This is a genomic window from Corynebacterium sp. LK10 (assembly GCF_008042455.1).
GTDB classification, from domain to species: Bacteria; Actinomycetota; Actinomycetes; order Mycobacteriales; family Mycobacteriaceae; genus Corynebacterium; species Corynebacterium jeikeium_D.
In genome coordinates, this window is the sequence record NZ_NOVT01000002.1 from 221939 (window position 1) to 246544 (window position 24606).

Sequence of the window (24606 nt, forward strand, 5' to 3'; positions counted from 1 at the left end):
CCCGGGCAGAGGTCTGCCGAACCTTGCCGCGAGGCTCATTATGCGGCAGCGGGGTGCAGCCTTTGTCTTAGCACGGCGACCGGGCATAATGGTGGGCTATGGAACGCAACGTCGATTACTCGGTACGCCCTAGGTATGAGGATTTCATTCTCAACCTCGATGGCACTGACCTGCGTTTTTTATTGAGCCGCACGTGTCCAGCAGCTGACACCTCAGCTGCTGGACAAGAGGCGGTGGAATTGCTGATGTCACAGGATTCAGCGCATACGGCGCTGTCTTTTTGTGATCCCGATGTTCTCGATGTGGCTCACTTAGTTCATATTCTGGAGGATTCCGCATCGCTGGATACCCTCGCAGAAGTGGCCTATTGGGCATCGGATGCGGACGTGATGGCGCACGATACGCCGAAGGGTGTTGACCGCAAACGTCGTCGCGTCGGCAAGCAACAGCTTGAGCATGTGCTACGCCGTGGCCAGCGCCAGGGGCTCGTGTGGGAGGAACCGGCGGGCGTGTGGCATGTGCCGCCACATATTTCGGAGGTGTTCCCGGCGGAACCGAGTCTCAGCTTCCGCGTCGCCGACTTGGTGGCGAATATGCCAGCGGATGTGCTGAGTCGCCGTATGGAGCGCATGGGGCTGGAGCCGGATAGCGCGCGGGGAGAGGGCGCACCGCGAGCTCTGAACGCCAGCGATTTGACGGTGCGCAATTTGCAGGCTCGCCAGGTGGAGCAAATTGCAGGCTTCCTCTGCGATCCGGTGAAGGTGCGGGCGCTGGTGATGACAGCGCCGGTGGATATTCGCAATGAGCTGCGTTGGATGGCAACCGACGAGAAATACTTGCCCTCCTACATGTGGTCCGAACTGCGTGCCGACGCGGTGCGATGGGCCGAAGAGCGTCTGCTGCTGACTGTGGTTGAAGAACCGGCAATGCCGGTATTCGAGCAAGAGGCGGAAGCACACAACGGGCCGACAGAGGTTGCCCGCCTGGTGGGCGCAGTCGCGTTGGCGCTCAAGGGCGACATGTGGTCGATTCGTAAGCCGCATCCGACGGAGTCTTTCCCGGCAACGCTGGAGTCAAAGGAGTTGACCGAAGCTTCTGTGGCTGCGGTGGCGTTTGCTTCGGCGTTTATGGATGCTGCGGGCAGCGGCGACGGGCGCCTGAAGGACCCGTTGCACATGTATGAGGAATCGAGCCTGCTGTGGATTCAGGACTTTGCAGCATCAATAGGCGCGAGCGGTTTCGCGGCGCCCTGGATTGTGGAGATGCTGGTCAACGCGGGACTAATTCACGCTGACAGCGGGCATCCGACTCCGCGCGCACTGCAGTACTGGTACAACGCCGATGCCTCGACCCGTTGGGCGTATCTCGTGGCGGGCTTCCTCGTTGGTCGCGGTCCGTGGCACGGTGAGTTTCCGTGGGTGACGGTGGGTGTCGATGATTTGTCGCATGCCACCCTTGCTTACGGCTACCCGTTTGCCGCACGTGAAGTAGTGTCGCTGGCCGCACAGCTGGAGGAAGACCAGAAGTTCTATGGCTGCTGCGTCGAAGGGCATATGGCTTGGAATATCGACAACCTCTGCGCTCGCAACGGCGCCGATGGGGACGCGATGGTCGGTTGGCTGCTGGAGCAGGCCGGCATCTTGGGCATTCTCTACCATGGGCACGCCTCGTGGCAGGCCATGGCCATCATGTATGCCTTGCACGACATTTGGCTGACTGATCAGCACGTCGGCGCTCAGCGTATCGCTGAACTTATCGCTGAGTATGCCGCTGGCCAGGTGCCGACGGCGGAGGCAGTCCAGATTGCCCGCCTGTTCAAGGATGTCGCGCCTAACGAGCGTCTGGCTGCCACACTGGATGGCGTCGCCAGTAATCAGGTTGCCCTCGCGTTGGACTTCATCGGTGACCGCGAAACCTGCGCGGAAACCTCCCGCTGGATTATTTCCGAGGAGAGCCTGCGTCGCGCATGCCTCGCGGTTGACGGTGACGTTGATGTCCTGTTTTCCCAGCTGGGGCCACTGGTCAATAGTTCTATGAAGCTGGTCATCTACGCCGAGCTAGTCCGCATTACTAAGACCGAGAAGTTGCAGGAAATGTATGAGCGTGAGGCCGTAGAACCAACGCCTTCGCTTGACGACGTCCCGGAGAACGCAGCCCCCGAAACTGACACCGGTGAGCGCGTTTCCCATGGTGCTCAGACTGATGGCAGCGAACGCACGGCGGATAGCGGCCACGCAGACTCCTCTGGGCGATCGGAGGACTCGGATGACTCGGAGGGACTGGAAGGGCCAGAGCAGCTTTCGCTGTTCTAGCCGCTCCGTCTTTCGGCTTCCTGTAGTTCCTACTCCGTAGGTTCCAGCTCAAAACGGCTTTGCTGGGCGACAAAGCGTGCTGCCGCACGCTTTGCCACCAGCAGGCCAACGAAACCGATCACCCACACACCGACGACAGCCAACCAGCCAATGCGGAAGGTCTCCCAGGTGTAGTTTCCATCGGGAGCTGCAATATCCAGCAGGAAGCCGACACCTTGTGCAGCGAGCATGGTGGCCACAAAACCGCCCATATTCGCCAACCCAGTGCCGGTGGCGAGTACCTTGCGATCGACCTCTTCGCGCACTGAGTCAAAGCCGAAGTTGGACATTGCACCAAGACCGGCCATTAGGATGTTGACTACAATAATTGCCCAGTACGCTGGTGGGTTGCTCGGTGCCAGGAACACAATCCAGACGGCCATGTTGATAAACGCGATTGCGACAACAACCTTGATACGGTCGCGGCCGGTGCGTGCCGAGACCATGCCCATCAACGGCCCGGCGATAATTACTGACAGCGTGTTAACGACCAGCACCACACTGGCCTCGGAGGGCTTAAGACCCATACCTAGCATCATCAGAGGCATGCCCCACAGCAATGTGAAGATGCACTGATGCATCAAACCAGTCCAGTGAGTGAAGAAACCCTGCCAGCACACCGGGTGAGTGGTCACAATCTTCAGAGTCTGGCCGATAGTTAGTTTCTCATCGGCTGCGGCAGAGGCTCCGCCATTGGCAGCCGTCTTCGCGGCCTTCTTGGCGGCGCGGCGTTTACGAAGTGACATCTTGGCTGTGGAGGAGTTCTCCGGGACGTCGGCAAGCGCGATCATGCCTACGATAGCGATGAGAAGACCCGCGGTGCTCAGCGACAAGAACGCGGGCCCCCACCCCGCGGCGTGCAGAATCGCGAGGAACGGGACCGCAGAGATGAACTGGCCGAGCTGGCCAAGACCAGCCGTGAGCTGCGTGAACAGCGGAGTGACGCGCAGTGGGAACCACGCGGGAAGCAGTCGCATCGCACCGAGGAATGCGGTGGCATCGCCGGCGCCGATGAACACACGAGCGATGACAGCCAGCGGATACGATGTCGTAAACGCGATGATGACCTGGCCTAGCGCCATGATCAGTGCGCCCACGACCATCGTTTTCTTGGCGCCGACGCGGTCAATGATGATGCCCGTCGGAATCTGCGCCAGGGCGTAGACGCCAACCTGCACGGCGGTGAACAGCGCGAGTTGGGAGGCGTTGATATGGAAGCGATCGAGCGCCTCGACGCCAGCGACACCCATGGAGGTGCGGCCGACGATGGCAACGATGTAGGTAATCAGCGCCGCCAGCCAGACGGCAATCGCGCGGCCAGTGACGTGCTCGCGCGGGTCCTTTGCCACCGCTGTGGCGGGCTGATCTGTTGATGAAATCTGATCTTTACCGTTACGCTGCTTTACCACTCGCCACATTGTAGACCCCATCAACCAACCGGCCTGAAGAGGGGTCGCACCGGGGCCTAGATGGCCCCGATCATGCCTGCGGCAAACTACCTTTGTGCCTTAGCCAGAACTTCCTTCACGAAGTCCGCGACCACCAGCCGTGAGACCTTGAAATCAATTACGGCAACGGAAGCCTCATCGGAGTTGGAAACGTCATGGAAGTAGGCGTCGAGTTGGGCAAAGTCCTCAGGTTCGCCGACACTGAAACCGTGAGCGCCATAGGCACGTCCGACTGCGGCGAAGTCGTAGTCGGCAATCTCCATGGACGAGGTGTCCAACCCGACATCGCCAAACTGGTGCAGCTCCGCGCCATAGGCAGCATCGTTAATGAACACCACGCAACCGCCACGACCACGCCGCAGCTGCTCAATCGCCGCAGGTAAATCCGCAATACCCATCGTGCCGCCACCGTCACCGGCGACTAGCACGCAATAGTCCTTGGGGCGTGCCGCCGCGAGGCCGACAAGTGACCCCATGCCCAAACCAATTGACTGAATCGCCGTGCCCACAATCACTTGCTGCTGCGGACCAGGCACATCAAGATATTTCGGAACCCACCCCAGGAAATGGCCACCGTCAGTACACACAGCGCGCTGATTGGGCAGGATACGATTCAGATACTGCAGGCACGCCCGCGGATCCAACCGGCCATCCGCGCACGTCAGCGACTCGACCTCCGCTGTCGTCGGCAGTGTCTTCAACTCCGCACGCCATGTGCTTGACGACGCCCCCCCGGGACTTCTCCAGCTGCTCTGCCAGTACGGGCAGAAGTTCCTCCAACTTAGCCAATAGCGGTGTCACCGACGGCTGAGCAGCGGGATGGGGCTCGTCGACAACCTGGATAATCTTCGCGTCCGGTGCAAACATGTTGCCGCCACGGTTTTGGAAAGCGTTGAAGCTTGCTCCCAGGAACAGCACCACATCGGCCTGTCGAGCTAGCTCCACCTGCCACGCGTGCGCAAAACCGCCCACGGTGCCAATCTGCCACGGACTGGAAAGCACATGACGAGCCATCGCTGAGTGCATAAACAGTGCCCCCGCACCGTCCCCGATGCGGCGAACTAGATCTGCGGTACCAGAGAGCAACACACCTCTACCAGCAATAATGAGTGGGCGACGGGCAGTTTGCAGTTCCTCGGCCAGCGACGCGACAGTTGACTCCAACCATTCTGGTCGGCCGGTGTGCAGATGCTCCTGATTAGTCGACTGTGTTTCAGACGCAGATGCCGTAATCGGTGCTTCTTGGATGTCATAGGGGAGCAGCAGCACGACAGGCTGCCGAGAACTCAGTGCGTGCTGGACCGCAAAGTTTGCGTCGTCAAGCGCGGACTCGGGAGTAACGGTGCGATGACAGACGTCGAGGGCGTCGAGGAGCGCCGCCTGATTAAGGTCAAAGGGACGTGGGCGTTCCGGGTGCGTGCCGACGACAAAAATTAGCGGAATACGGGCTACTCGAGCCTCGGCCAGAGTGGTTAGCGCATTGGTAAATCCTGCGCCGCAAGTGGCGGTCGCGATGGCAAGCCCTCCACCTGCACGGTGGAATGCATCGGCGGCCCCGACAGCAGCCGATTCGTGTCGGACGGAGGAGTAGCCGAATCCCGATTCAGTAAGGGCTGACGTGAAGTGGGAGTTCGCGTTGCCGATGAGACCGAAGCAGTGGTCGCAGTGCTGGGCCAGTGTGTCGGCCAGCGCCCGCGAGACCGTGGTTGTCTTTTGGGAACCTTCCTGCGGGGAAGATGCGGGCGCGTGGGGCATAGGACGGCTATTAACTCGAGTGAAACTCATGTGAACAATTGTGAGGTAATCACGGGGGTAATAACAGCCCTATAGCCCAAGATAATGCCGTTTGCCCTTAAAAAAGAGGGCACTATTCCACATCGCTGCTGCGCGGATGGGGGGGGGGAGGTTGGGCTATGCCCGGTTTTAAGCCACGTTGTCGTCGATGAACTTCTTCACCACATCGACATCATTCGGCAGCTCAGTAACGCGGCGCGGGGCATTCATGATGTCCGCGAAACGCTCCGGGCAGTCCGGCTCGCGTCCGGTGGCCTCCAGGATGGTCTCGGAGAACTTTACCGGCAGAGCGGTCTCCAGGCAGACAATTGGGGTGGATACCTGGTCTACCAGGCCGCGGGCGACGTGGATGCCGTCAGCGGTGTGCGGATCGACCATGACCTCTAGGCGCTCCCAGCAGTCCTTGATGGTCTCGACGCGGTCAGCGTGAGTCGAGCGACCGGAGAGGAAACCGTACTGGGCAGAAGCCTCCGGGAAGATCGGATCAGCAGTAAGAGAGAAGCCGCCCTCCTTGACCTTGACACCAAAGAGGTCTGCAGTGCGCTCAGCATCGCGCCCCAGCAGATCGAAGATGAAACGCTCGAAGTTAGACGCGCGGGAGATATCCATCGATGGGGAAGAGGTAGCCTGAGTCTCCGCAGCGCTGCGCACGCGGTAGGCACCCGTGCGGAAGAACTCATCCAAGACATCGTTTTCATTGGTAGCCACAATCAGGCGGTCAATTGGCACACCCATCTGGCGCGCAATATGGCCGGCGCAAATATCACCGAAGTTGCCGGTCGGCACACTGAAGCTGACCTTCTGCGCGTTGTTCGCCTCAGCACCGTTGCCGCCAGTGACACGAATCCACGAGGAGACGTAGTACACGATCTGAGCCATCAGGCGAGCCCAGTTGATGGAGTTGACTGCGCCAATGTGGCGGCTGGCCTTGTACTCCAAGTCACCGGAGACCGCCTTAACGATGTCCTGGCAATCGTCGAAGACACCGTCGAGGGCGACGTTGTGAATGTTGGCATCCTGCAGACCAAACATCTGAGCCTGCTGGAACGCGGTCATTCGACCAGCCGGAGTTAGCATGAACACGCTGATTCCCTCACGGCCGCGCATTGCATACTCGGCCGAGGAACCCGTGTCACCAGAGGTGGCGCCGAGGATGTTCAGGGTCTCGCCACGACGAGCCAGTTCATACTCGAAGAACTCACCGAGCAGCTGCATCGCCATATCCTTGAATGCCGCTGTGGGGCCCATGGACAAGTGACCGATGTAGAGCTGATCTTCCAGCTTCGTCACCGGCACAATATCCGGATCGGAGAACTTCGGGTAGGTGTACGCCCGTGCACAGATACCGCGCAAATCCTCCAGTGGAATGTCGTCCACAAAAAGGCTGACGACCTCTGCAGCCAAGGCTGCGTAACCGTCGTCGACAAGCACGGAGCGCCAACGCGTCAAAGTGGCATCGTCAACCTGTGGGTACTCGACCGGCAGGTAGAGGCCACCGTCGTTAGCGAGACCTCCCAGGAGAATGTCTGAGAACTTGTGCGGCGTGCGCTCTGGGTCGCGAGTCGAAATGAAGTCCAAGGCGGGCCCCTTACATGTATGCCAACACCCGCCGCATCGGCCCATAAGAAGGCCTTTTGAAAGATTGCGACGGGGTTGACCGGTGGATGTTTTCTTTAATTTTTACATATGCACCGAAGCCAGTTAGGCCTCGGTTGTGGAAGATGCGGAATTGGCCTCTTCAGCGTCGAAGCTGAGCTCTTCGGAACGGTCGATGACATCATCCTTGGCAAAGCGGTTAACAATCATGGCAATTGCACCGTCACCAGTGACATTGCATGCGGTACCGAAGGAGTCGATGGCGATGTAGGCGGCAATCATCAAAGCGACCTGCTCCTGATCGAAGCCGAGCATGGACTGCAGCACACCGACCGCGGCCATAATTGCGCCACCCGGAACGCCCGGAGCCGCAATCATGGTGATACCCAAAGTGAGAATGAAGCCGATGGCCATACCCGGCGAAACCGGCTTGTCCGCCATGAACATCACCGCAAACGCGAACAGGATGATCTTCATCATCGAACCGGCCAGGTGAATGGTCGCGCACAGCGGCACGGTAAAGCCAGCGACCTTCTCCGAGACACCATTCTTCAGCGCGGCCTTGTAAGTCACCGGAATGGTAGCGGCCGAGGACGAGGTGCCGAGCGCGGTGGCGTAGGCCGGCAGCATGTTCTTCAGGGATTGCCACGGGCTGCGGCCAGCGATGGCACCCGCGATGGAGAACTGGATTGCCAACAGAAGCACGGTGCCGATGACTGCCAGAACGAGCACCTTGAAGAACATCGACAGCGTCGTGGTCAGGTTGCCGTTCATGCCCATAGACAGGAACATGCCGAAGATGTAAATCGGCAGCAGCGGGATGATAAACGCCGAGATGATCTTCATAATCACATCGCGCAGCTGTGTCGCACCGCGGTAGAGCGAGTCCGACTTCACGGTGGTCATCGCCACGCCGACCGTGAAAGCCAGCAGCAGGGCGGTCATGACGTCAAACGGCGGTGGCATCTCTACATTGAAGAAGCTCCCCAGCGCGCCCTCATCAATATCCACCGATGCACCGGCCTGATCAGCGCCGAGCAGCCAAGGGTAGAGCCCCTGGGTGGCGGCGTAGGCCAATAGGCCCGAAAACACCGTCGAGCCGTAGGCAATAGCAGTGGTAATACCCAACCACTTTCCGGCACCACGGCCCAGGCTGGCAATCGCCGGCGTGATGAGGGCAAAAATCAGCACCGGAATAAAGAAGCCCAGAAAGTTACCAAAGAGGCCATTGAAAGTGACAAAAATTCGAGCCAGCCATTCCGGGAAGAAAAAGCTGCAGACAATGCCCAGAATAATCGCGACAATAACGCGGAATAGGAGCGTTTGCGTAAAACGCATTCGGGTACTCATAGTCAATCCTTGTTCGGATGGAATTTACTTCTCTAGCGTGCGGTATTTACGTTAAGCAACGCAAATGACCGGGTGTGGTTTTACGCCTTTTCGGCTACCTCTTCTGTAACGGCATCGTCGGCAAGCACACTCGCCGGGCGATTTGCGCGCTGCTTTCGCGTGACGACGTCAATTGCGTAACCAATTACCGTCGCTGCCAGAGTTGGCAGGAACCATCCGAACTCGATGGTCTGACCAGGTACGAGACTGAGGAAGTCCGCCAAAGCAGAACCACCGACACCCAAACCGGAGAGCACCGAGATACCCGACCAGATGGTGGCAACCCAGACGCCCAGGCGGTAGGTGTAATGCAGCTTGAAGGAGTAGGAAATGACCGGGTCGAGAAGAGTCAGTGCAATCAGCGTGATAGCCGGCGGGTAAATAAAGGTGATGATTGGCGCGGCAATCGCCAGTACCTGAGACAGCCCCTGTGTTGCCATTACGAAGGACATGACCGTGAAGATAATCGCCCATGCCTTGTAACTGATGCCCGGAAGTAGCAGGTTGAAGAACTCGCTGGTGGCGGCAATCAGGCCGACAGCCGTGGTCATACATGCGAGCAGAACGATGAGGCCGAAGACGATTTGTCCGACCTGGCCCATGGCCAGCTTGGAAGCCTCTGCGAGAATGCCCGAGCCGTTATCGAAGGAGGCGGCATTCGGCAGCACCTGGCCGACATAGCCCAGACCCAAGTAGATGATGGCCAGCAAAATGCCGGCGAACAGGCCTGAGATCATTGTGCCGCGAACCATACGCTTGCCCTCTGGGACACCGCTGACGCGGAGGGCAGAAATGACAATGATGCCGAATGCCAGGCCGGCGATGGAGTCCATTGTGAGGTAGCCCTCGACCAGGCCGGAGGCAAATGGGGTAGAGGAGTACTTCTCAATTGGCGCAGCCGGAGCGGCATCGAATTTGAATGCCGACATTCCAACCAATACAACCAAGAGAATTAGCAGAGCCGGGGTGAGGATCTTGCCCAGTTTGGACACAATTTCATTCGGATTCCACGCAAGTGCTAAGGCGATACCGAAGAAAACAAAGTAGAAGGCCGCAGCGACGGCCAGTGAATCACTGCCGAAAATCGGCTGGACACCGGTTTCGTACGACACGGCACCGGTACGCGGCAGAGCGTAGAAAGCACCGATGGAAAGGTATGCGATTACCGGGAAGCCTAAGGAAAAGATGCGGCCCGCGCGAAACGCTAGGTCACGCAGGTTGTTGCCTGAAATGGCGATGGCGATGATGGCCAGAACTGGCAACGCCACACCGGTGAGCAGGAAGCCGGTGATTGAGGGGCCAAAATTGGTACCGGAATCCACTCCGAGCTTCGGCGGGAAGATGAGGTTGCCCGCGCCGAAGAACATCGAAAACAGCATGAGAGCTGTAACAACGATAATGGAAGCGAAAGACTTCGGGGACTCCACTCCGCTCGACTTGGTCATGAGAATTGTGTTCTTTCTAAATTAGTGTCGCCCGTAAGGTCAAGGGCGATGCTGCAAGCTGCTGTGGCGACGCCGTTGTTGCCTGTGCTGCGGTGGCGCAAACGCCCGTTACAACAGCGCAATTGCAGTTCGTGTGCCCATGTAGATGAAAGGCCACGATGTCGAAAACTGACACTCTTAATGTGAAATTGTGAATTTTCACGGGCTGGGTGGAGCCTGATGCGTGAATTAAGTTGCGGCTTGTATGAGCCGTCTTTATTGGAATTATTAAGGGGCTTCGACGGCGTTGGTGGTGCCGACGAAGGCACTCTATTTATCCTAATGGGGCGTTCGAGAGAGAGAAAATCAAGAAATTTCCCAGAAAATTTGCTGCCTGTGATGGGGCAGCGAACATAAGAGAAAGAGCCTGGCGCACACGTTTACGCTGACAGCGTGTGTACGCCAGGCTTAGTGCTAATTCCGTCGCTCTACAGCAGATCCTTCACCTTCGGATCCACCAGCGCGGTCACTGCGGCCTTCGCATCGGCCGCAGTTTCGGCATCGACAGCGTATGCTGCCATCTGCTGGCAGGTAGCGCGGTCGTGGAGGCGGAGAGCGGCGCGGACGGCCGGCACCTTCTTGGAAGCCATGGACAGCGAGCTCACGCCGAGGCCCACCAGGACCAGTGCCAGCAGCGGGTCACCGCCGGCTTCACCGCAGACACTAATGGGCTTGCCGGTAGCATTGCCGCCCTTGCATGCGGACTTAATCATTTGCAGCACAGCCGGCTGCCATGGCGATAGGAGATCCGCCAGAGCCCCCTGCATACGGTCGGCCGCCATAGTGTACTGCGACAAGTCGTTAGTACCAATGGAGGCAAAGTCCACAATGGACAGCAGCTGCTTCGCGCGAATTGCTGCTGCGGGGACCTCAATCATGATGCCGACCTTCGGCAGGCCACGCTCCCGTGCCTTGTCTGCAAACCACTTTGTTTCTTCGACCGTTGCGATCATCGGAGCCATAACCCGCAGGTCAGCCTTACGGCCGGTGGCGTCAAACGCAGCGGCGAGTGCATCCAGCTGCGTATCCAGCAAATCTTCCCGAACCTGCGACAGGCGCAGTCCGCGGCGACCCAGCGCCGGGTTTTCTTCCTCGCCTAGGTCGGCAAAGCTCAGCGGCTTATCCGCACCCGCATCCAGCGTGCGCACAACCACGCGTCGCTCACCGAATGCCTTCAGCACACGAGTGTAGGTTTCCGTTTGTTCCTCCAAACTCGGAGCCTTGTCGCGGTCGAGGAAAAGGAACTCAGTACGGAACAGGCCGGTGCCCTCATTATCTTGCGCTGCTGCAGACTCACCATCTTCCGCCGTACCAATGTTGGCCAGCAGATTCACGGGGTACCCATCAGCGGTCTTGCCTGCGCCCACAGACTGTGCCAGGGCTGCTTCCCGGCGTCGAGCGCGCTCTTCTAACGCGGCGACCTCATCGGCGGTCGGATTCGCAATTACCTCACCGGCGCCGCCGTCAATGGCGACGAAGGTACCGGCCTCGAGTTCCATGACGCCCTTCGCCTTAACGACGGCTGGAATGCCCAGCTGTGCTGCGAGGATAGCCGTGTGACTGGTCGGCCCGCCACCGGCGGTGGCAATGCCTACGACAAACTCGGGGTCAAGACCCACGGTTTCGGCGGGCGCGAGATCGTCGGCAAGCAGAATAGTTGGGGTGGAAACATCCGGGACGCCCGGTTTTGGCAGGCCACGCAGCTCGCAAATTGTGCGGTCGCGAACATCGTAGAGGTCGGTGACACGTTCAGCCATGTAGCCACCGAGACTGGTTAGGAGCTGCGCGTAGTCTTCAACGGCATCGTGAACGGCCTGGGTGATGCCGGAGCCTGCCTTGAGTTTCTTCACCACGGCCTTGGCGAGCGCCCTATCGGAAGCCAGTTGCGCAGTGGCCTCCAGAATCGGGCGTGCCTGCGGGCTGGAGTGCTCAGCCTGCTTCTTCAGCGACTCTGCGACGTTGGCCATCGCCGCGCGGACGCGCTCACCATCGGCGACGGGATCGGTCGACGACGGCTCTTGAGTATCAACTCCCGGGGCGGGGAGTACCTTTACTACTTCAGCGCTGGCCGTACCGGTCGAGACACCGATGCCATAGATGACAGTGTGCTGCTCGTTCATTGCTTCCGATCTCCTTTTCGGGACCTCTGCGGGGATACTCGTCGGTCGTGGTGTGCCGTGGTGTTATCCAGGAGCGTTCTAGCTGGGCTTACTCGGCATCAAGGTCGCGCTCGAGCATGGCTGCAAGCTCGTCCAGAGCTGCAGCTGCGGAGTCGTCCTCGCAGCTCAGCGTGACTTCGTCGCCGTGCTTAGCGCCGAGGGTCATGACCTCCAGGATCGAGGCGGCATCGGCCTCTTCGTCGTCAAGGGAAATGACAATGTCGTAGTCGTACTCAGCAGCAGCCTGAGTGAACAGGGAAGCCGGGCGAGCGTGCAGGCCTACGGAGGAACCGATGGTAGCGGTACGAGTAATCATGGTTGAATCCTTTCGGGTCGAATATGTGAAATTTTCTGACTCAGGCACAGTGCCTGTACACCCCACCGCTGGTGCTTGCTTAGCATCAACGTCGCGCACGCTCCGGGAAACCCTGGAGGCGGTGGGAGATACAGCCGCTGCCTGCACAATGCGTGCAATGTGCAGGGTGAGGTAGGAAACTTCGTCTTCCGTCAGCCCCGACCCCAGACGCAGTTCAATGACTGCGGAGATACGCTGTGCGCAGCGAAACGCCTCTGGGGCGGAGTCACGGATGGCCTGGCCAATAGCGGAGGAGTGATCTTTCAACTGCTCATGCTTGGCAATCCGGACGAACAAGTAGCGCAGGTGCGTGATGAAGCGCCCTACATTGACAGTCTCTGGCTCCAGCGTGATACCAAAATCACTTTCAATGATTGTGAGCAGCTGCTGCAGCACGCCCGTCATGGTGTAGGTGAAGCTCAAATCACCCGTGGCAAACCCGGCGTTGACCAGGTGCAACGTAATAGCCACTGCTTCGGAACGGGGCAATGGTGCTATACGACGGTCATTGAGAGCGTGATTGATATGCGACAAAATCGCCTGCGCCTGCGCGTATTCTTCACTATAAAGTTGGCTGACTTCCGCGAGCAGCGGGTAATCTGCTCGCTGCCCGTTAGCTGCCCTCATGATGGCGAAACCAATGTGATCGGCTAACGCCACAAGGAGGGAAGCGTTCTTCGTCATCGATTCCGGCAGGCCGGCTGCGGTTACCGCATCGGTCACAAGAGTCATGTGAGCCAGCGGAATTTCTGTGAGCATCGTGGCAATATGGTCCGGATCACGGCCTTCCGCTGGGACAAAGATGCGAACAACTTTGCTCGAATCAACCGGCTGCCCCGGGCGGGCCTTGAAGCCAATGCCGCGGCCGGTGATGATTTTCTCGCCGGTCGCGTCCTTGGCCAGGACCACGTTGTTATTGAATACTCTCAGGATTTCCATGTCGGTAACCGTGAACTCCTCCATAAGTTGAGGGATTTCAGGCCGGTATGCCTTCTAGAAATCAATTATGGCTGAACTTCGATGACCGTGTCGCCGGCTTGGACGGAGATGCCGGTGACCGGGGAAACCTCGGTCAGCTTCTTGGTATTGGTGATGGTCATCAGTGTCGTGGTTGGGTAACCAGCTTCCTTGACCTTGTCGAAATCGACCTCGGCAAGTACATCGCCGGCCTCGACGTGCTGCTTCTTGGAAACCTGGACATCGAAGCCTTCACCGGCCATCTTGACTGTGTCGATACCGACGTGGACGAGTACCTCTACACCGTCATCGGTCTTAATACCGAAGGCGTGACCGGTCTTTGCCACAGTCATCAACGTGCCCGATACGGGTGCGACCACGGTAGAACTGGTTGGCTTGATACCGACACCGTCACCGAGAGCACCGGAGGCAAAGACCGCGTCGCCGGCCTCGGCAAGGCTGACAACCTCACCGGCAACCGGGGCCTGCACCTGTACAGGCTTGGTATCAACGGCAGTTGCGACACCACCGGCGCCAGCTGCCGCAGCAGCCGGTGCGGCAGCCTCGGCGTTGGTACCAGCGTCACCGGAAGCCTCAGCTGGAGCCGAATCGGAGCCACTGGTGGCAGCGTGTGGGGTGGCGTCGCTGGGTTCGTCGTCAAGCTCTGCGGCGCGTGCGGCCTCGGCCTCAGCCTTCTCTTCCGGCGTGCGGTAGTCGGTGAGAATGATGGCGAACATGGCGACGAAGAATGCCACGGCGACGGAAATCAGGTAGACCCACATCGGTTTGAACACGACAGTGGTGATGAGGGAGGTGAAGACGAAGGCGTTGGTTGTCACACCACCGAACGGAGCCGACAGGATGGCGATAGTCAGACCGCCGGCGAAACAGCCGAGCAGCATGCGCGGGTAGATCCGCTTGAAGCGCAGGTGAATACCGTAGAGGGACGGCTCGGAGATACCACCGAAGAGACCGGCAGCGAGTGCACCCGTTGCAGTTTGGCGCATCTGAGTGTCGTGGTCGCGCATGGAAAGAACCAGCACACCGGCAGTTGCTCCGAAGCAGGCGAAGTTCCAGGCACCCATCGGGCCTTGGATGAAGTCGTAGCCGAGAGTCTGGATATTGACCAGCATCAGCGCATTCAGTGGCCAGTGCAGACCCAGTGGCACCAGGAACGGGTAGAGCATCGGGATGAGAATTGCGAACACAAACGGTGCGTTCGAGTTCATCCATGCCAGGCCGGAGCCGATGCCGTTACCCAGCCAGATTCCCAGTGGGCCGATGAGGAAAGCGGTCAGCGGAATCATAATCAACATGGAGATAAACGGCACGAAGACCATCTGCACATTCTCCGGGAAGACCTTCTTCAAACCGTGGTAGACCACTGCCAGGATGGCGACCATGATCAGCGGTACAAAGACCTGTCCGCCGTAATCATTGAGCTGCATTGGCAGGCCGAAGATGTTGGCGGTGAAAGTTTCGGTACCGAGTTCCTCGTTGACTGTCTTGATGGTGTCCGAGAAGCGATCGGTATCCTGCAGACTCATAAACTCCGGCGTCATTAGGGCAGCCATGATGGCTGCGCCCAGCCATGGATCTACCCGCAGCTTCTTCGCTGCGTTGTAGGCGACCATGATTGGCAGGAAGTAGAAGACGCTGCGCCACATGGCATCGACGAAAATCCAAGTAGCGGACTTATCCTCAGCGCGGAAGTCGACGATGTTCAGACCGTCGAGAACCGCGGCAATAGCGATAATCAGCGATGCGCCCAACAGCACACCCAGGATTGGGCGGAACGAATCGGAGAGGTACTCGAAGAAGTTGTCCAACCAGGAGTACTTGCCGCGTGCCTTCGAGCGAGCTTCTGCCTTAACGTCTGCGTCGGACTTAGTGGCGACTGCGCCGGCGCCCTTCATTTCCGGTAGATGCTTAATTGCCGTGTACATCGATTCGACGCCACCGCCACAGATGACCTGGTAGCGGTTATCGCCCTGGTGAACGACACCGAGTACGCCCGGCACCTTGTCAATCTTGTCCTCGTTAATCTTGGAGACATCACCGAGTTCAAAACGCAGACGCGTCGCACAGTGCGTCATGCTTGTGATGTTTCCGGGTCCACCGAGGTTTTCAACTATTGCCCTCGCGCTGGAATCTTTTGACGACCCCATCGTGACCTTCCTTCACAGTAAGCAGGGCCGTTAAACGCAAAAAGACCCGAGGCACCACAAACTGTGGGCCTCAGGTCTTGCCTCAAAAGAGTAACAACCCTGGGTTGATATCTATTAACTTCGACCCTACTCCGCTTTACATAGTTTTGACAAGGTAGTAATTCAAGCTCAAATTTCACATTTGGGGATAGCCTGGATTGTCTGTGGACAACCGCATGCAACCTATTTCGCGCTCAGTGCGGAAGTCGTAAGGTGGCAGCTATGAGGATTGGAGTTTTAGGTGTAGGAGCTGTCGGCGGCTGGTTTGGCGGTCGCCTCGTGCAAGCGGGTTATGATGTCGTCTTTCTCGCCCGCGGCGAGACCCTGACACGTCTTCGTGAGGTGGGGCTCACGCTTATCGACGAGCACGGGGAACGCAGCATTATCCCCGTCAAAGCAGCCGACAATTGGGGTGAACTCACTGCCGATGGCGTCGACGTCGATGTTGTGATTGCGGCAACCAAGGCGCTGCCGGGCAACGATCCTTTCCCGCAAGTTCCGGCTGGTGCAGCAGTGGTGACCACCCATAACTCGGTGGAAATCCCTTATTTGGCAGCGGGGCGGTTCGGTGAAGACAAGGTGTTCCCGGGTGTTATCCGCGGTTTCTTTATCCACACTGGCCCGGCAGAAGTCACCTTCCGACCAGGACCGATGAGCCTGAACATCGGCACATTCGATGACTCCACTAATGACCTGGTCGGGGCAGTTATCGAGGCATTGCACATGGCTGGGCTCGGTGGCGAACAGCTCCCGGATATCTGGGTCGATATCTGGGCAAAAGCGATGTTCGTGGCTAACCTCGGTGCCCTAGGTGCCCTGGCTGATAGTCCGATTGGTTACTTGCGTTCGGAAATGCGCGACAGCTTGACGCGGATGTTTGAAGAAACCGAGGCAGTCGGTCGAGCCTGCGGCGTTGCGCTGCCAGAGGACATCGTGTCGCGGACCTTGGCCTTTACTGATGATCAAGGGTACGACAACACCTCGTCGATGCAGCGCGACTACACCGCGGGACTTACCAATGAGCTCGATGCCCAGATTGGCGCGATCCGCCGGATGGGGCAGAAGGCGAAAGTGGAAACGCCGACGCTGGATCTGGTGTATGGCGCTCTGGTTGGGCGTCAACACAAGCATATGAATTAAGAGCTGCGGTGCTCAGCTAAGTCAAACCGGAATTGGGGGATTGGAAAGACTGATGAAAATTGGATCGGACTACACGGAAAACAATGGGCTCATCATCGGTGAGGATGGATTGGCTCGACCGGCATGGGCTGCTCACAGTGAGCTGCTGAGAGAGTACTACGACACCGAGTGGGGGATGCCGGTGCGCGATGAGCAAGGACTATTCGAACGGCTCAGCCTGGAGGTATTTCAGGCGGGGTTGTCGTGGGAGACAGTGCTGAAGAAGCGGCCCGCGTTTCAGGAAGCCTTCGCGAACTTCGACCCCGATGCGGTTGCTGATTTCGATGACGAAGATGTCGAAAGATTGATGAATGATGAACGAATCATTCGGAATCACAGGAAGATTACCGCGGTAATCAATAACGCCGCCGCGACTATTGCCTTGCGTGAAAACGGCGGCTTAGCCGAGTTGATGTGGTCGTTTAAACCGGAGAAGTCTCCCGAGCCACGTTCAATCGAAGAGGTGCCCAGCTTCTCCGAGGAGTCCGAGGCGCTTGCCAAGGCATTGAAGAAAGCTGGTTTTAAGTTCGTAGGCCCCACCACGGTCTTTGCATCAATGGCTGCCGTGGGGATTGTCGATATCAACATTGTTGGCGCACATCGGCGCGGTGCCTCTGGCGTTTTTGACTAGGGGGGGGAAGAGGAGCTTGACTAGTTAGGGGGAAAGAAAAAGAGCGTGCCAACCGGCACGCTCAAAATCTTTCGGTTCGTGTCGAACTACTTGTTCTCGTAGGAGTCGGAGTAGTTCTGGCCGTCCTCAGAGGTCCACTTCATGGTGTCCTTAGTGAACGGCTGCTCCCAGCCGTTTTCAATCTCCGACTCCGGTGCGGTCGGCAGACCAATCTCGTTTTCCAGTGCACCGTTGGCAACCCAGGTCTCGCGAATCTTACCGATCAGCGGCTGTGCACCATTAGTCTCTGGGGACTCAACGAAGGTGACGTTCTCGTATTCAGCGGCAACCGCGTCGCCGACCTTCTTAGCGGACTTGAACTCGCCAGCCTCAGAATCGTACGGGGAGGTGAAGGAAGAAGCTGCCTCGGTGATGGACTCAGGCAGGTCAGCCTCTGCCACATCCTCGCCAGCAGCGTCGCCCAGCCCCAGACCGTTCATAGCCTCGTTAGCCTTGTCCTTAGCGCCATCAGCAGCCTCGCCAGCCTTGTCCTTAGCGCCATCAGCAGCCTCGCCAGCCTTGTCCTTAGCTCCGTCCATAGCGTCGCCAGCCTTATCAGTGGCGTCGGTTGCTACCTGGCCCGCCTGATCCTTGGCGTTGTTAGCAGCATCCTGTGCGTCATCGGAAGAACATGCAGCCAGGCCGCCGAGAAGAGCGGCGGAGCCAACGATTGCGGTAGCGATACGGGTCATCTTCTTGTTCTGCATTTCAAAACCACTTTCTTGAGAGCTAACTAAGTTACCTATTCAATTATTGGCATCTTCCACTATTTGTCCGAATTAAATTCAAAGAGAAATTGACAATTCTTTTGAATATCGGACATTCGAAGATGGTGTGGCTTCAAAGCCGTACAGAAAGAACACTAGGTAATTCTGGGGCCTGTGCAAGTCAAATGGCGCGAATCTGTGCGCTCTATGCTCTATTTGTTACCGAATTTGCGTGATTGCGAAATTGGAATAGTGCTGGTGAGGGCGTTGCGAGTAACGGAAAGGTATCAATCTTATTAAGCTTGACGTTTATTGCTTATTTTCTTTCCCTGCGGGGTTGGAGCCGCGAGCATCGTCGTCAAGCGTGTACTCGCCATCTGGCAGGACGAACCAGGCCAAGAGGTAAAGAGCTAGGAACCCAGCGCCAATCTTCCAGCCAATCATCGATCCAACGCAGGGAAGGATGATGTAGACCATTCGTGTGAAAGTGATATCCCAGCCTTGGCTTTCCGCGATTCCTGCGAGGACGCCACCGAGGAGGCGGTCATTACGCGAGCGGTAAATTTTCTTGGTGGGTTTTTCGGGAGCGGCGTCGCTCATTAGATAAATACTCCAAGGTATGGCTATTTAGGTATTTTTCGGTCGACCGCGCTTATACGTAAGTTTCCTTCGGCATGATGATCCATGCTGCGAGATAGAGAAGAAACTGCGGACCAGGCATCAGGAAAGACGCGACAAATATAACGCGCAGCAAAGTCGCATCCCAGTTGAAATACTCAGCGAACCCACCGAGCACACCGGCAACCATTTTGTTATTGGTGGAACGGGTCAGTGACTTGTTGTTCATAACAATCAAGGGTAGCCCCAATCCGTTTAGTTCGCAGTGGTGCTAGCTCTACTAAATGTGCCGACTAAAAACAGCGTGTCCCAGCTAAAAACACCGCTACCCCAATACGGTTAGGTGGGGTAGCGGTGTGGGCGTCGTTAAGCGAGCTTTACGGGGCGAATGCTAGCAGTCGTAGTAGAGCTCGAACTCCTGCGTCGTCGGGCGCAGACGTGCCGGCATAATCTCCTGATCGAACTTGTAGCGGATATGCGCGTCGATGAGATCCTGTGTGAAGACATCGCCGGCGAGCAGGAACTCGTGGTCCTCCTCCAGCGCCTTCAGCGCACCCTCCAGCGAATGCGGGACGGTGGGGACGTCCTTGAGTTCCTCTGGTGGCAGCTCGTAGAGATCCTTGTCAATCGGCTTGCCAGGCTCGATACGGTTCTTGATGCCGTCGAGACCAGCCATCATTGCGGCGGTGAAAGCCAAGTACGGGTTGCCCGACGGGTCCGGAGCGCGGAACTCGATGCGCTTGGCCTTCGGGTTTGCGCCGGTAATCGGGATTCGGATGGCGGCCGAGCGGTTCTCCTGGCTGTAGACCAAGTTGACGGGAGCCTCGAATCCCGGAACCAGGCGGTGGTAGCTGTTCATCGTCGGGTTGGTGAAAGCCAGGACTGCACCGGCGTGCTTCAGGATGCCGCCAATGTAGTAGCGCGCCATGTCGGACAGGCCACCGTAGCCGTTCTCATCGTGGAATAGTGGCTTGCCATCCTTCCACAGTGACTGGTGGATGTGCATACCAGAGCCGCCATCGCCGGCCAACGGCTTCGGCATGAAGGTAGCGGACTTCTGGTTGAACTTGGCGGTGTTCTTCACCACGTACTTGAAAGTCTGCATGTCATCGGCGGCGTGCAGCAGAGTATTGAAACGATAGTTAATCTCCTGCTGACCGCCCGAACCCATCTCGTGGTGGGAGCGCTCAACATGGAAGCCAACATCCTGCAGGTGCTCGCCGATTTCGTCACGAAGATCCTGCATGTGGTCATACGGAGCAGTAGGGAAGTAGCCGCCCTTGGTACGCACCTTGTGGCCGAGGTTGCGCGATCCGTCCGGGTTTACCTTCACCCCGGAGTTCCACCAGCCCTCAACCGAATCCACCTCGTGGAATGACTTGTTTGAACTGGAGTCGTAGCGGACGGAGTCGAAGATGTAGAACTCTGCCTCAGCGCCAAAATTACAGGTATCGGCGAAGCCCAGTTCGTTCAGGTAGTTCTCGGCCTTACGGGCAATATTGCGCGGGTCGCGGCTAAATGGCTCGCGGGTGTGCGGGTCATGGACGAAGAACTTCATGTTCAGCGTCTTCGATTTGCGGAACGGGTCGATGAAAGCCGTGTCCAGGTCGGGCAGCAGCATCATGTCGGAGTTATCCACCGAGGTGTAACCCGCAATGGACGATCCGTCGAAGGCAAGGCCCTCGTAAGCGGAGTCCTCATCAAACTCGGATACCGGAACGGTTAGGTGCTGTTCGATGCCGGGAACGTCGGTGAACTGGACGTCTACCCAGCGAATGTCATTGTCCCGGATGTATCGTTGGATTCCTTCCGGAGTTGTCTGGTCACTGCTGGGTTTGAACTTACCCATTGGTAAAACTCGCCTACTTCGCGTCTAGCTTGTTGAGCTTACTAATCGTGTTGTCGAACTTACTGGTCACTATTACTTCAGCAGCGGAACATCCCACAGGTTCAGCTTGGTGCCGATGCCCTTTGCCAGGGCGTTGTCGTAGACATCGGTGGCCCAGGCGACGTCCTCGACTGGCATGCCTCCGATGGAGTAGCAGAAGATTTCCTCGTCGTTCTGGCGACCCGGGGCCTTACCGGAAGCGATATCGCCGATGTTGACAAGCTTCTCGGCGGGAAGAGTGCCCTCTTCCTTCATGTCCCACCAGCGGTTACCCGGAATACCGAGCAAGCGCTCATAGGTCACGTCTGGGCCGTTCTCGTTGAACCACTCTTCGTACAGGCCGGTGTAGTCAACGACGAGGTTGCAGTCGTCGGAACGCACGAAGTCGTCGTCGAGGCGTGCAGCGGCTGGCATGAGCAGCAGCGCGCCGGGCTTCAGGTACTCCTTCTTGAAGTACGGGAAACCGGACGGGCCATCGGAGGAAGTCGAGGTGCCGGCGATGAGGATGTCGGAGTCGCGGATGGCCTCTTCTTCGGTCTCGACGATACGGACCTCTTCCAGCTGCGGGAACTCGTTCTTAATCCAATCCACAGCCTTCTGGGTCGAAGCCTGGGAGCGGCCCTTGACCTTAACCTTCTTAATGCTCGGACGCTGCGACATAGCGGAGCCGAGAATGGTGCGGCTCATAACACCCGGGCCAATGATGCCAACGACCTCGGCGTCTTCGACGGCAAGGTGCTTGACGCCGACACCCGGAACAGCGCCAGTGCGGTAGGCCGACAGGAGGTTTGCCGACATGACAGCCTTCGGGGCACCCGTAATTGCATCGTTGAGAATGAACAGGTGGATCGAACGTGGCAGGTCGTTCTGGCGGTTATCGGCATTGGAGCCGTACCACTTCACACCTGCGCCGTTGAAGCGACCACCGAGGTAAGCGGGCATTGCCATGAAACGACGGTCAGGGCCATTTGCCGGCATACCCTCATGGATTGGGTTATCCGGGAAGTTGATCTGGGCACCGTGGGAGTTAGCGGAAGCGCCGGCCATCCGGTAGTCGCCGTCGGCCAGCAGAATCAGGGTTTCTTCCATGGTCTCAACACACTTGGCGAAATCCGTGACACCAGCTTCAACCATGTCAGGTTCGCTGAGGTAGAGAAAATCAATGCGAGTTGAGTTTTCTGGGTTGGCAGCGTTTTCGTTAGTCAAGAATGCTCAAATCCTTCTTAATGTTCATCGGCCACCCTATGCGGCGGCTGGGCTTAAGTTATTCCAGATGCATGCTCTCCAGAATCAATCAAATCGCCTCGGCGTGGGCTCTCGAGTCGCCATTTCCGAGGGGTATGGCGTACCACCATACGGAAAAACCACAGCGTAGGGGCGTTTACGCAGTTTTCAGCACGACATTCCCGCTTTACGACGGTCACAGCGACAGAGCCCAACTTCCGTCAATAAGTTGCCCGTAATAACTACTTCGACATGCACAATTGATACTTTTTGAGAACGATTACAGATGAGTGAATTATCCTCCCACGCATCAATGTTTATGAACTTTGTCACATGTCATTAAGTTGCGACACATTTCTGGTTCAACGGGCGTGATTGCCTGGCGTCCTACCTTCGCAGCATGCCCCATCCGCTCTTGGTGTCCGCCCCCTTGCGGTGTCCCTCGCATCCGTCCCTCGTGTTGTCCCTAGCGCCCCTCGCACTTATGGCCAGTTTTCTGGCACTATCGATGATTTTCCTTGACTTATCGACGATTTTTCGTCACTTATCGACGGCTGTCCGGCACTTATGCGCACGGTATCCTCCCCACCCTGTCACTTGTCGATGCGCTGTTCACTTATGGCCACGCTATAGCGCATCGACAAGTGAATATTGCATCGATAAGACTGGGGCGGAGAGTGTGCAACTCTACTCGTGCAGGGGTCGCGGCCCTTTTGTGGTGGTGTATGACCCTGTTCAGGGGAGTGGCCCGGAACCGCGCACAAATTCGTGCTCACATACGCGCGCGTATGCGGGCCCAGGCGCCCGCAGCCAGCATGACCGCAATGAAAAACCGCCTGACCACATTAACTGTGGTCAGGCGGCATCTAACAAGCTCGTTGGGCGGCCATGAGGAGCAATGGGGGGGGGTGCTTGCTGTGGCCGTCGTGAAGCGAAAACTTTAGCAGTCGTAGTACATTTCGTATTCCTGCGGAGTCGGGCGCAGGCGAACCGGTTCGATCTCGTTTTCGTACTTGTAGTCGATGTAGGTCTGGATGAGGTCCTCGGTGAAGACATCGCCCTCGAGCAGGAACTCGTGGTCGTTGCGCAGGGCCTCGAGCGCGGCCTCGAGAGAGGTCGGAGCCTGTGGGATGTCGGCGGCTTCCTCCGGCGGGAGCTCGTAGAGGTCCTTGTCGACCGGAGCGTGCGGCTCGATGCGGTTCTTCACGCCGTCCAGTCCGGCCATCATCATGGCAGCGAAGCCAAGGTACGGGTTGCCCGACGGGTCCGGGGCGCGGAACTCGATGCGCTTTGCCTTCGGGTTGGAGCCGGTGATCGGAATGCGAACAGCGGCAGAGCGATTGCGCTGCGAGTAGACCAGGTTAATCGGAGCCTCGAAGCCCTTGACCAGGCGGTGGTAGGAGTTCAGGGTCGGGTTGGTGAAGGCCAGTACCGCACCTGCGTGGTGCAGGATGCCGCCGATGTACCAGCGAGCGATGTCCGACAGGCCTGCGTAACCGGCCTCATCGTGGAACAGCGGCTTGCCGTCCTTCCATAGCGACTGGTGAGCGTGCATGCCCGAGCCGTTGTCGCCAGCCAGCGGCTTCGGCATAAAGGTGACGGACTTGCCCTCTTCCCAGGCGGTGTTCTTGATGATGTACTTGAAGGTCTGCAGGTCGTCTGCAGCGTGCAACATCGTGTTGAACTTGTAGTTGATCTCCTGCTGGCCACCAGTGCCGACCTCGTGGTGGGCGCGCTCCAGGTCGAAGCCGGCGTCAGCGAGCTTCAGGCACATCTTGTCGCGCAGGTCCTGGTAGTGGTCGTACGGAGCGGTAGGGAAGTAGCCGCCCTTCAGACGGGTCTTGTAACCCAGGTTTGCAGAGCCGTCCGGGTTCTGGTCCTTGCCGCGGTTCCACCAGCCTTCGATGGAATCAACTTCGTAGAAGCCGCGGTTGGTGTCGGTCTCGAACTTGACGTTGTCGAAGATGTAAAACTCCGCCTCAGCGCCGAAGAAGCAGGTGTCGGCGATGCCGGTAGAGATGAGGTATTCCTCCGCCTTCTTCGCGACGTTACGCGGGTCGCGGGAGAACGGCTCGAGGGTAAACGGATCGTGGACGAAGAACTTGACGTTCAGAGTCTTTGCCTTGCGGAACGGGTCAATGCGCGCGGTGCTCAGGTCGGGCAGCAGTGCCATGTCGGACTCGTCGATGGAAGTGAAACCACGAATCGAGGAACCGTCGAATGCCAGGCCTTCGGCCATCGCGTCCTCGTCAAATGCGGATGCCGGGATGGTGAAGTGCTGCTCGATGCCGGGAACATCCGTGAAGCGGACGTCTACGAACTCGACGCCCTCTTCCTTGATATACGCGACTACTTCCTCGGGAGTTTTGAAGGACATGTGCGGTCTCCTTAGTTGGCCTTGTTTAGTACGCAGCAGGGAATTCTTGCACGCTGTTTCGTGCACCTGCCACGCTGTCAAGGACTGGCCGGTTGACGCCTTCAAGCTTAACGAACCACGCATTCATTCTGGAATTAGAACCACGAATTTCTGGCATGGCGCGTGAGGAATTCGCCAATACGGAATGGGTTACGCAAATAGGG

At 57.9% G+C, this 24606-nt stretch carries 18 protein-coding genes and 1 pseudogene; 3 read left to right on the top strand and 16 right to left on the bottom strand.

The genetic code is table 11. The annotated features are described in order from the left end of the window. Positions 1-98 precede the first annotated feature (98 nt). Positions 99-2312, top strand: coding sequence for a hypothetical protein (locus CHU70_RS01040; RefSeq protein WP_147739739.1), 2214 nt, complete (start codon positions 99-101; stop codon positions 2310-2312). Positions 2313-2341: 29 nt separating this feature from the next. Here CHU70_RS01040 and CHU70_RS01045 read toward each other — a convergent pair whose 3' ends face one another. The 10 genes and pseudogenes from CHU70_RS01045 to CHU70_RS01080 all read right to left on the bottom strand — a co-directional run bounded on the left by CHU70_RS01045 (position 2342) and on the right by CHU70_RS01080 (position 15701). Then, positions 2342-3769, bottom strand: coding sequence for a nitrate/nitrite transporter (locus CHU70_RS01045; RefSeq protein WP_187269945.1), 1428 nt, complete (start codon positions 3767-3769; stop codon positions 2342-2344). Between the two features lie 77 nt (positions 3770-3846). Continuing rightward, on the bottom strand, positions 3847-4335 hold the full coding sequence (locus CHU70_RS11320; protein WP_242451340.1) for a thiamine pyrophosphate-dependent enzyme: 489 nt from the start codon (positions 4333-4335) through the stop codon (positions 3847-3849). Positions 4336-4375: 40 nt separating this feature from the next. Further along, positions 4376-5584, bottom strand: coding sequence for a thiamine pyrophosphate-binding protein (locus tag CHU70_RS01050; protein ID WP_242451341.1), 1209 nt, complete (start codon positions 5582-5584; stop codon positions 4376-4378). Positions 5585-5722: 138 nt separating this feature from the next. Further along, positions 5723-7171 (bottom strand): threonine synthase, encoded by a 1449-nt coding sequence (gene thrC / locus CHU70_RS01055; protein ID WP_049189589.1) that lies wholly within the window; start codon positions 7169-7171, stop codon positions 5723-5725. A 123-nt stretch (positions 7172-7294) separates the two neighbouring features. After that, entirely contained in the window at positions 7295-8539 is a 1245-nt protein-coding gene (locus tag CHU70_RS01060) for a dicarboxylate/amino acid:cation symporter (RefSeq protein WP_147719370.1), read from the bottom strand. An 80-nt stretch (positions 8540-8619) separates the two neighbouring features. After that, positions 8620-10023 (bottom strand): branched-chain amino acid transport system II carrier protein, encoded by a 1404-nt coding sequence (gene brnQ / locus CHU70_RS01065; protein ID WP_147719371.1) that lies wholly within the window; start codon positions 10021-10023, stop codon positions 8620-8622. A gap of 467 nt (positions 10024-10490) precedes the next feature. Then, positions 10491-12182: a phosphoenolpyruvate--protein phosphotransferase gene (ptsP, locus tag CHU70_RS01070; RefSeq protein WP_070862918.1), complete on the bottom strand. Its 1692-nt coding sequence runs from the start codon at positions 12180-12182 to the stop codon at positions 10491-10493. An 88-nt stretch (positions 12183-12270) separates the two neighbouring features. Beyond that, on the bottom strand, positions 12271-12537 hold the full coding sequence (locus CHU70_RS11325) for an HPr family phosphocarrier protein (protein ID WP_224433282.1): 267 nt from the start codon (positions 12535-12537) through the stop codon (positions 12271-12273). Between the two features lie 162 nt (positions 12538-12699). Continuing rightward, positions 12700-13539: pseudogene (locus CHU70_RS11330) on the bottom strand (PRD domain-containing protein); the annotation flags it as partial. Positions 13540-13580: 41 nt separating this feature from the next. Beyond that, positions 13581-15701, bottom strand: coding sequence for a glucose PTS transporter subunit IIA (locus tag CHU70_RS01080; RefSeq protein ID WP_147719373.1), 2121 nt, complete (start codon positions 15699-15701; stop codon positions 13581-13583). A 261-nt stretch (positions 15702-15962) separates the two neighbouring features. On the opposite strand from CHU70_RS01080, the gene CHU70_RS01085 reads away from it, so the two are divergent. Together CHU70_RS01085 and CHU70_RS01090 are read left to right on the top strand one after the other, a co-directional pair. Beyond that, positions 15963-16880: a 2-dehydropantoate 2-reductase gene (locus CHU70_RS01085; protein ID WP_049192897.1), complete on the top strand. Its 918-nt coding sequence runs from the start codon at positions 15963-15965 to the stop codon at positions 16878-16880. A 52-nt stretch (positions 16881-16932) separates the two neighbouring features. After that, positions 16933-17550: a DNA-3-methyladenine glycosylase I gene (locus tag CHU70_RS01090; protein WP_049192898.1), complete on the top strand. Its 618-nt coding sequence runs from the start codon at positions 16933-16935 to the stop codon at positions 17548-17550. Positions 17551-17636: 86 nt separating this feature from the next. Here CHU70_RS01090 and CHU70_RS01095 read toward each other — a convergent pair whose 3' ends face one another. From CHU70_RS01095 to glnA (CHU70_RS01120), 6 genes are all read right to left on the bottom strand, one after another. Beyond that, the gene (locus CHU70_RS01095) at positions 17637-18296 is read right to left on the bottom strand and encodes a hypothetical protein (RefSeq protein ID WP_069359206.1); all 660 of its coding nucleotides are present in this window, start codon (positions 18294-18296) and stop codon (positions 17637-17639) included. Positions 18297-18605: 309 nt separating this feature from the next. After that, on the bottom strand, positions 18606-18896 hold the full coding sequence (locus CHU70_RS01100; RefSeq protein WP_016423051.1) for a PspC domain-containing protein: 291 nt from the start codon (positions 18894-18896) through the stop codon (positions 18606-18608). A 52-nt stretch (positions 18897-18948) separates the two neighbouring features. Beyond that, complete coding sequence (locus CHU70_RS01105; protein ID WP_048732581.1) at positions 18949-19143, bottom strand: PspC domain-containing protein; 195 nt, start codon at positions 19141-19143, stop codon at positions 18949-18951. Between the two features lie 162 nt (positions 19144-19305). Next, positions 19306-20763: a type I glutamate--ammonia ligase gene (glnA, locus tag CHU70_RS01110; RefSeq protein ID WP_049170204.1), complete on the bottom strand. Its 1458-nt coding sequence runs from the start codon at positions 20761-20763 to the stop codon at positions 19306-19308. Positions 20764-20835: 72 nt separating this feature from the next. Further along, positions 20836-22008: a tyramine oxidase subunit B gene (locus CHU70_RS01115; protein ID WP_049170206.1), complete on the bottom strand. Its 1173-nt coding sequence runs from the start codon at positions 22006-22008 to the stop codon at positions 20836-20838. A gap of 958 nt (positions 22009-22966) precedes the next feature. After that, complete coding sequence (gene glnA, locus CHU70_RS01120) at positions 22967-24403, bottom strand: type I glutamate--ammonia ligase (protein WP_048732575.1); 1437 nt, start codon at positions 24401-24403, stop codon at positions 22967-22969. Between the last annotated feature and the right edge of the window lie 203 nt (positions 24404-24606).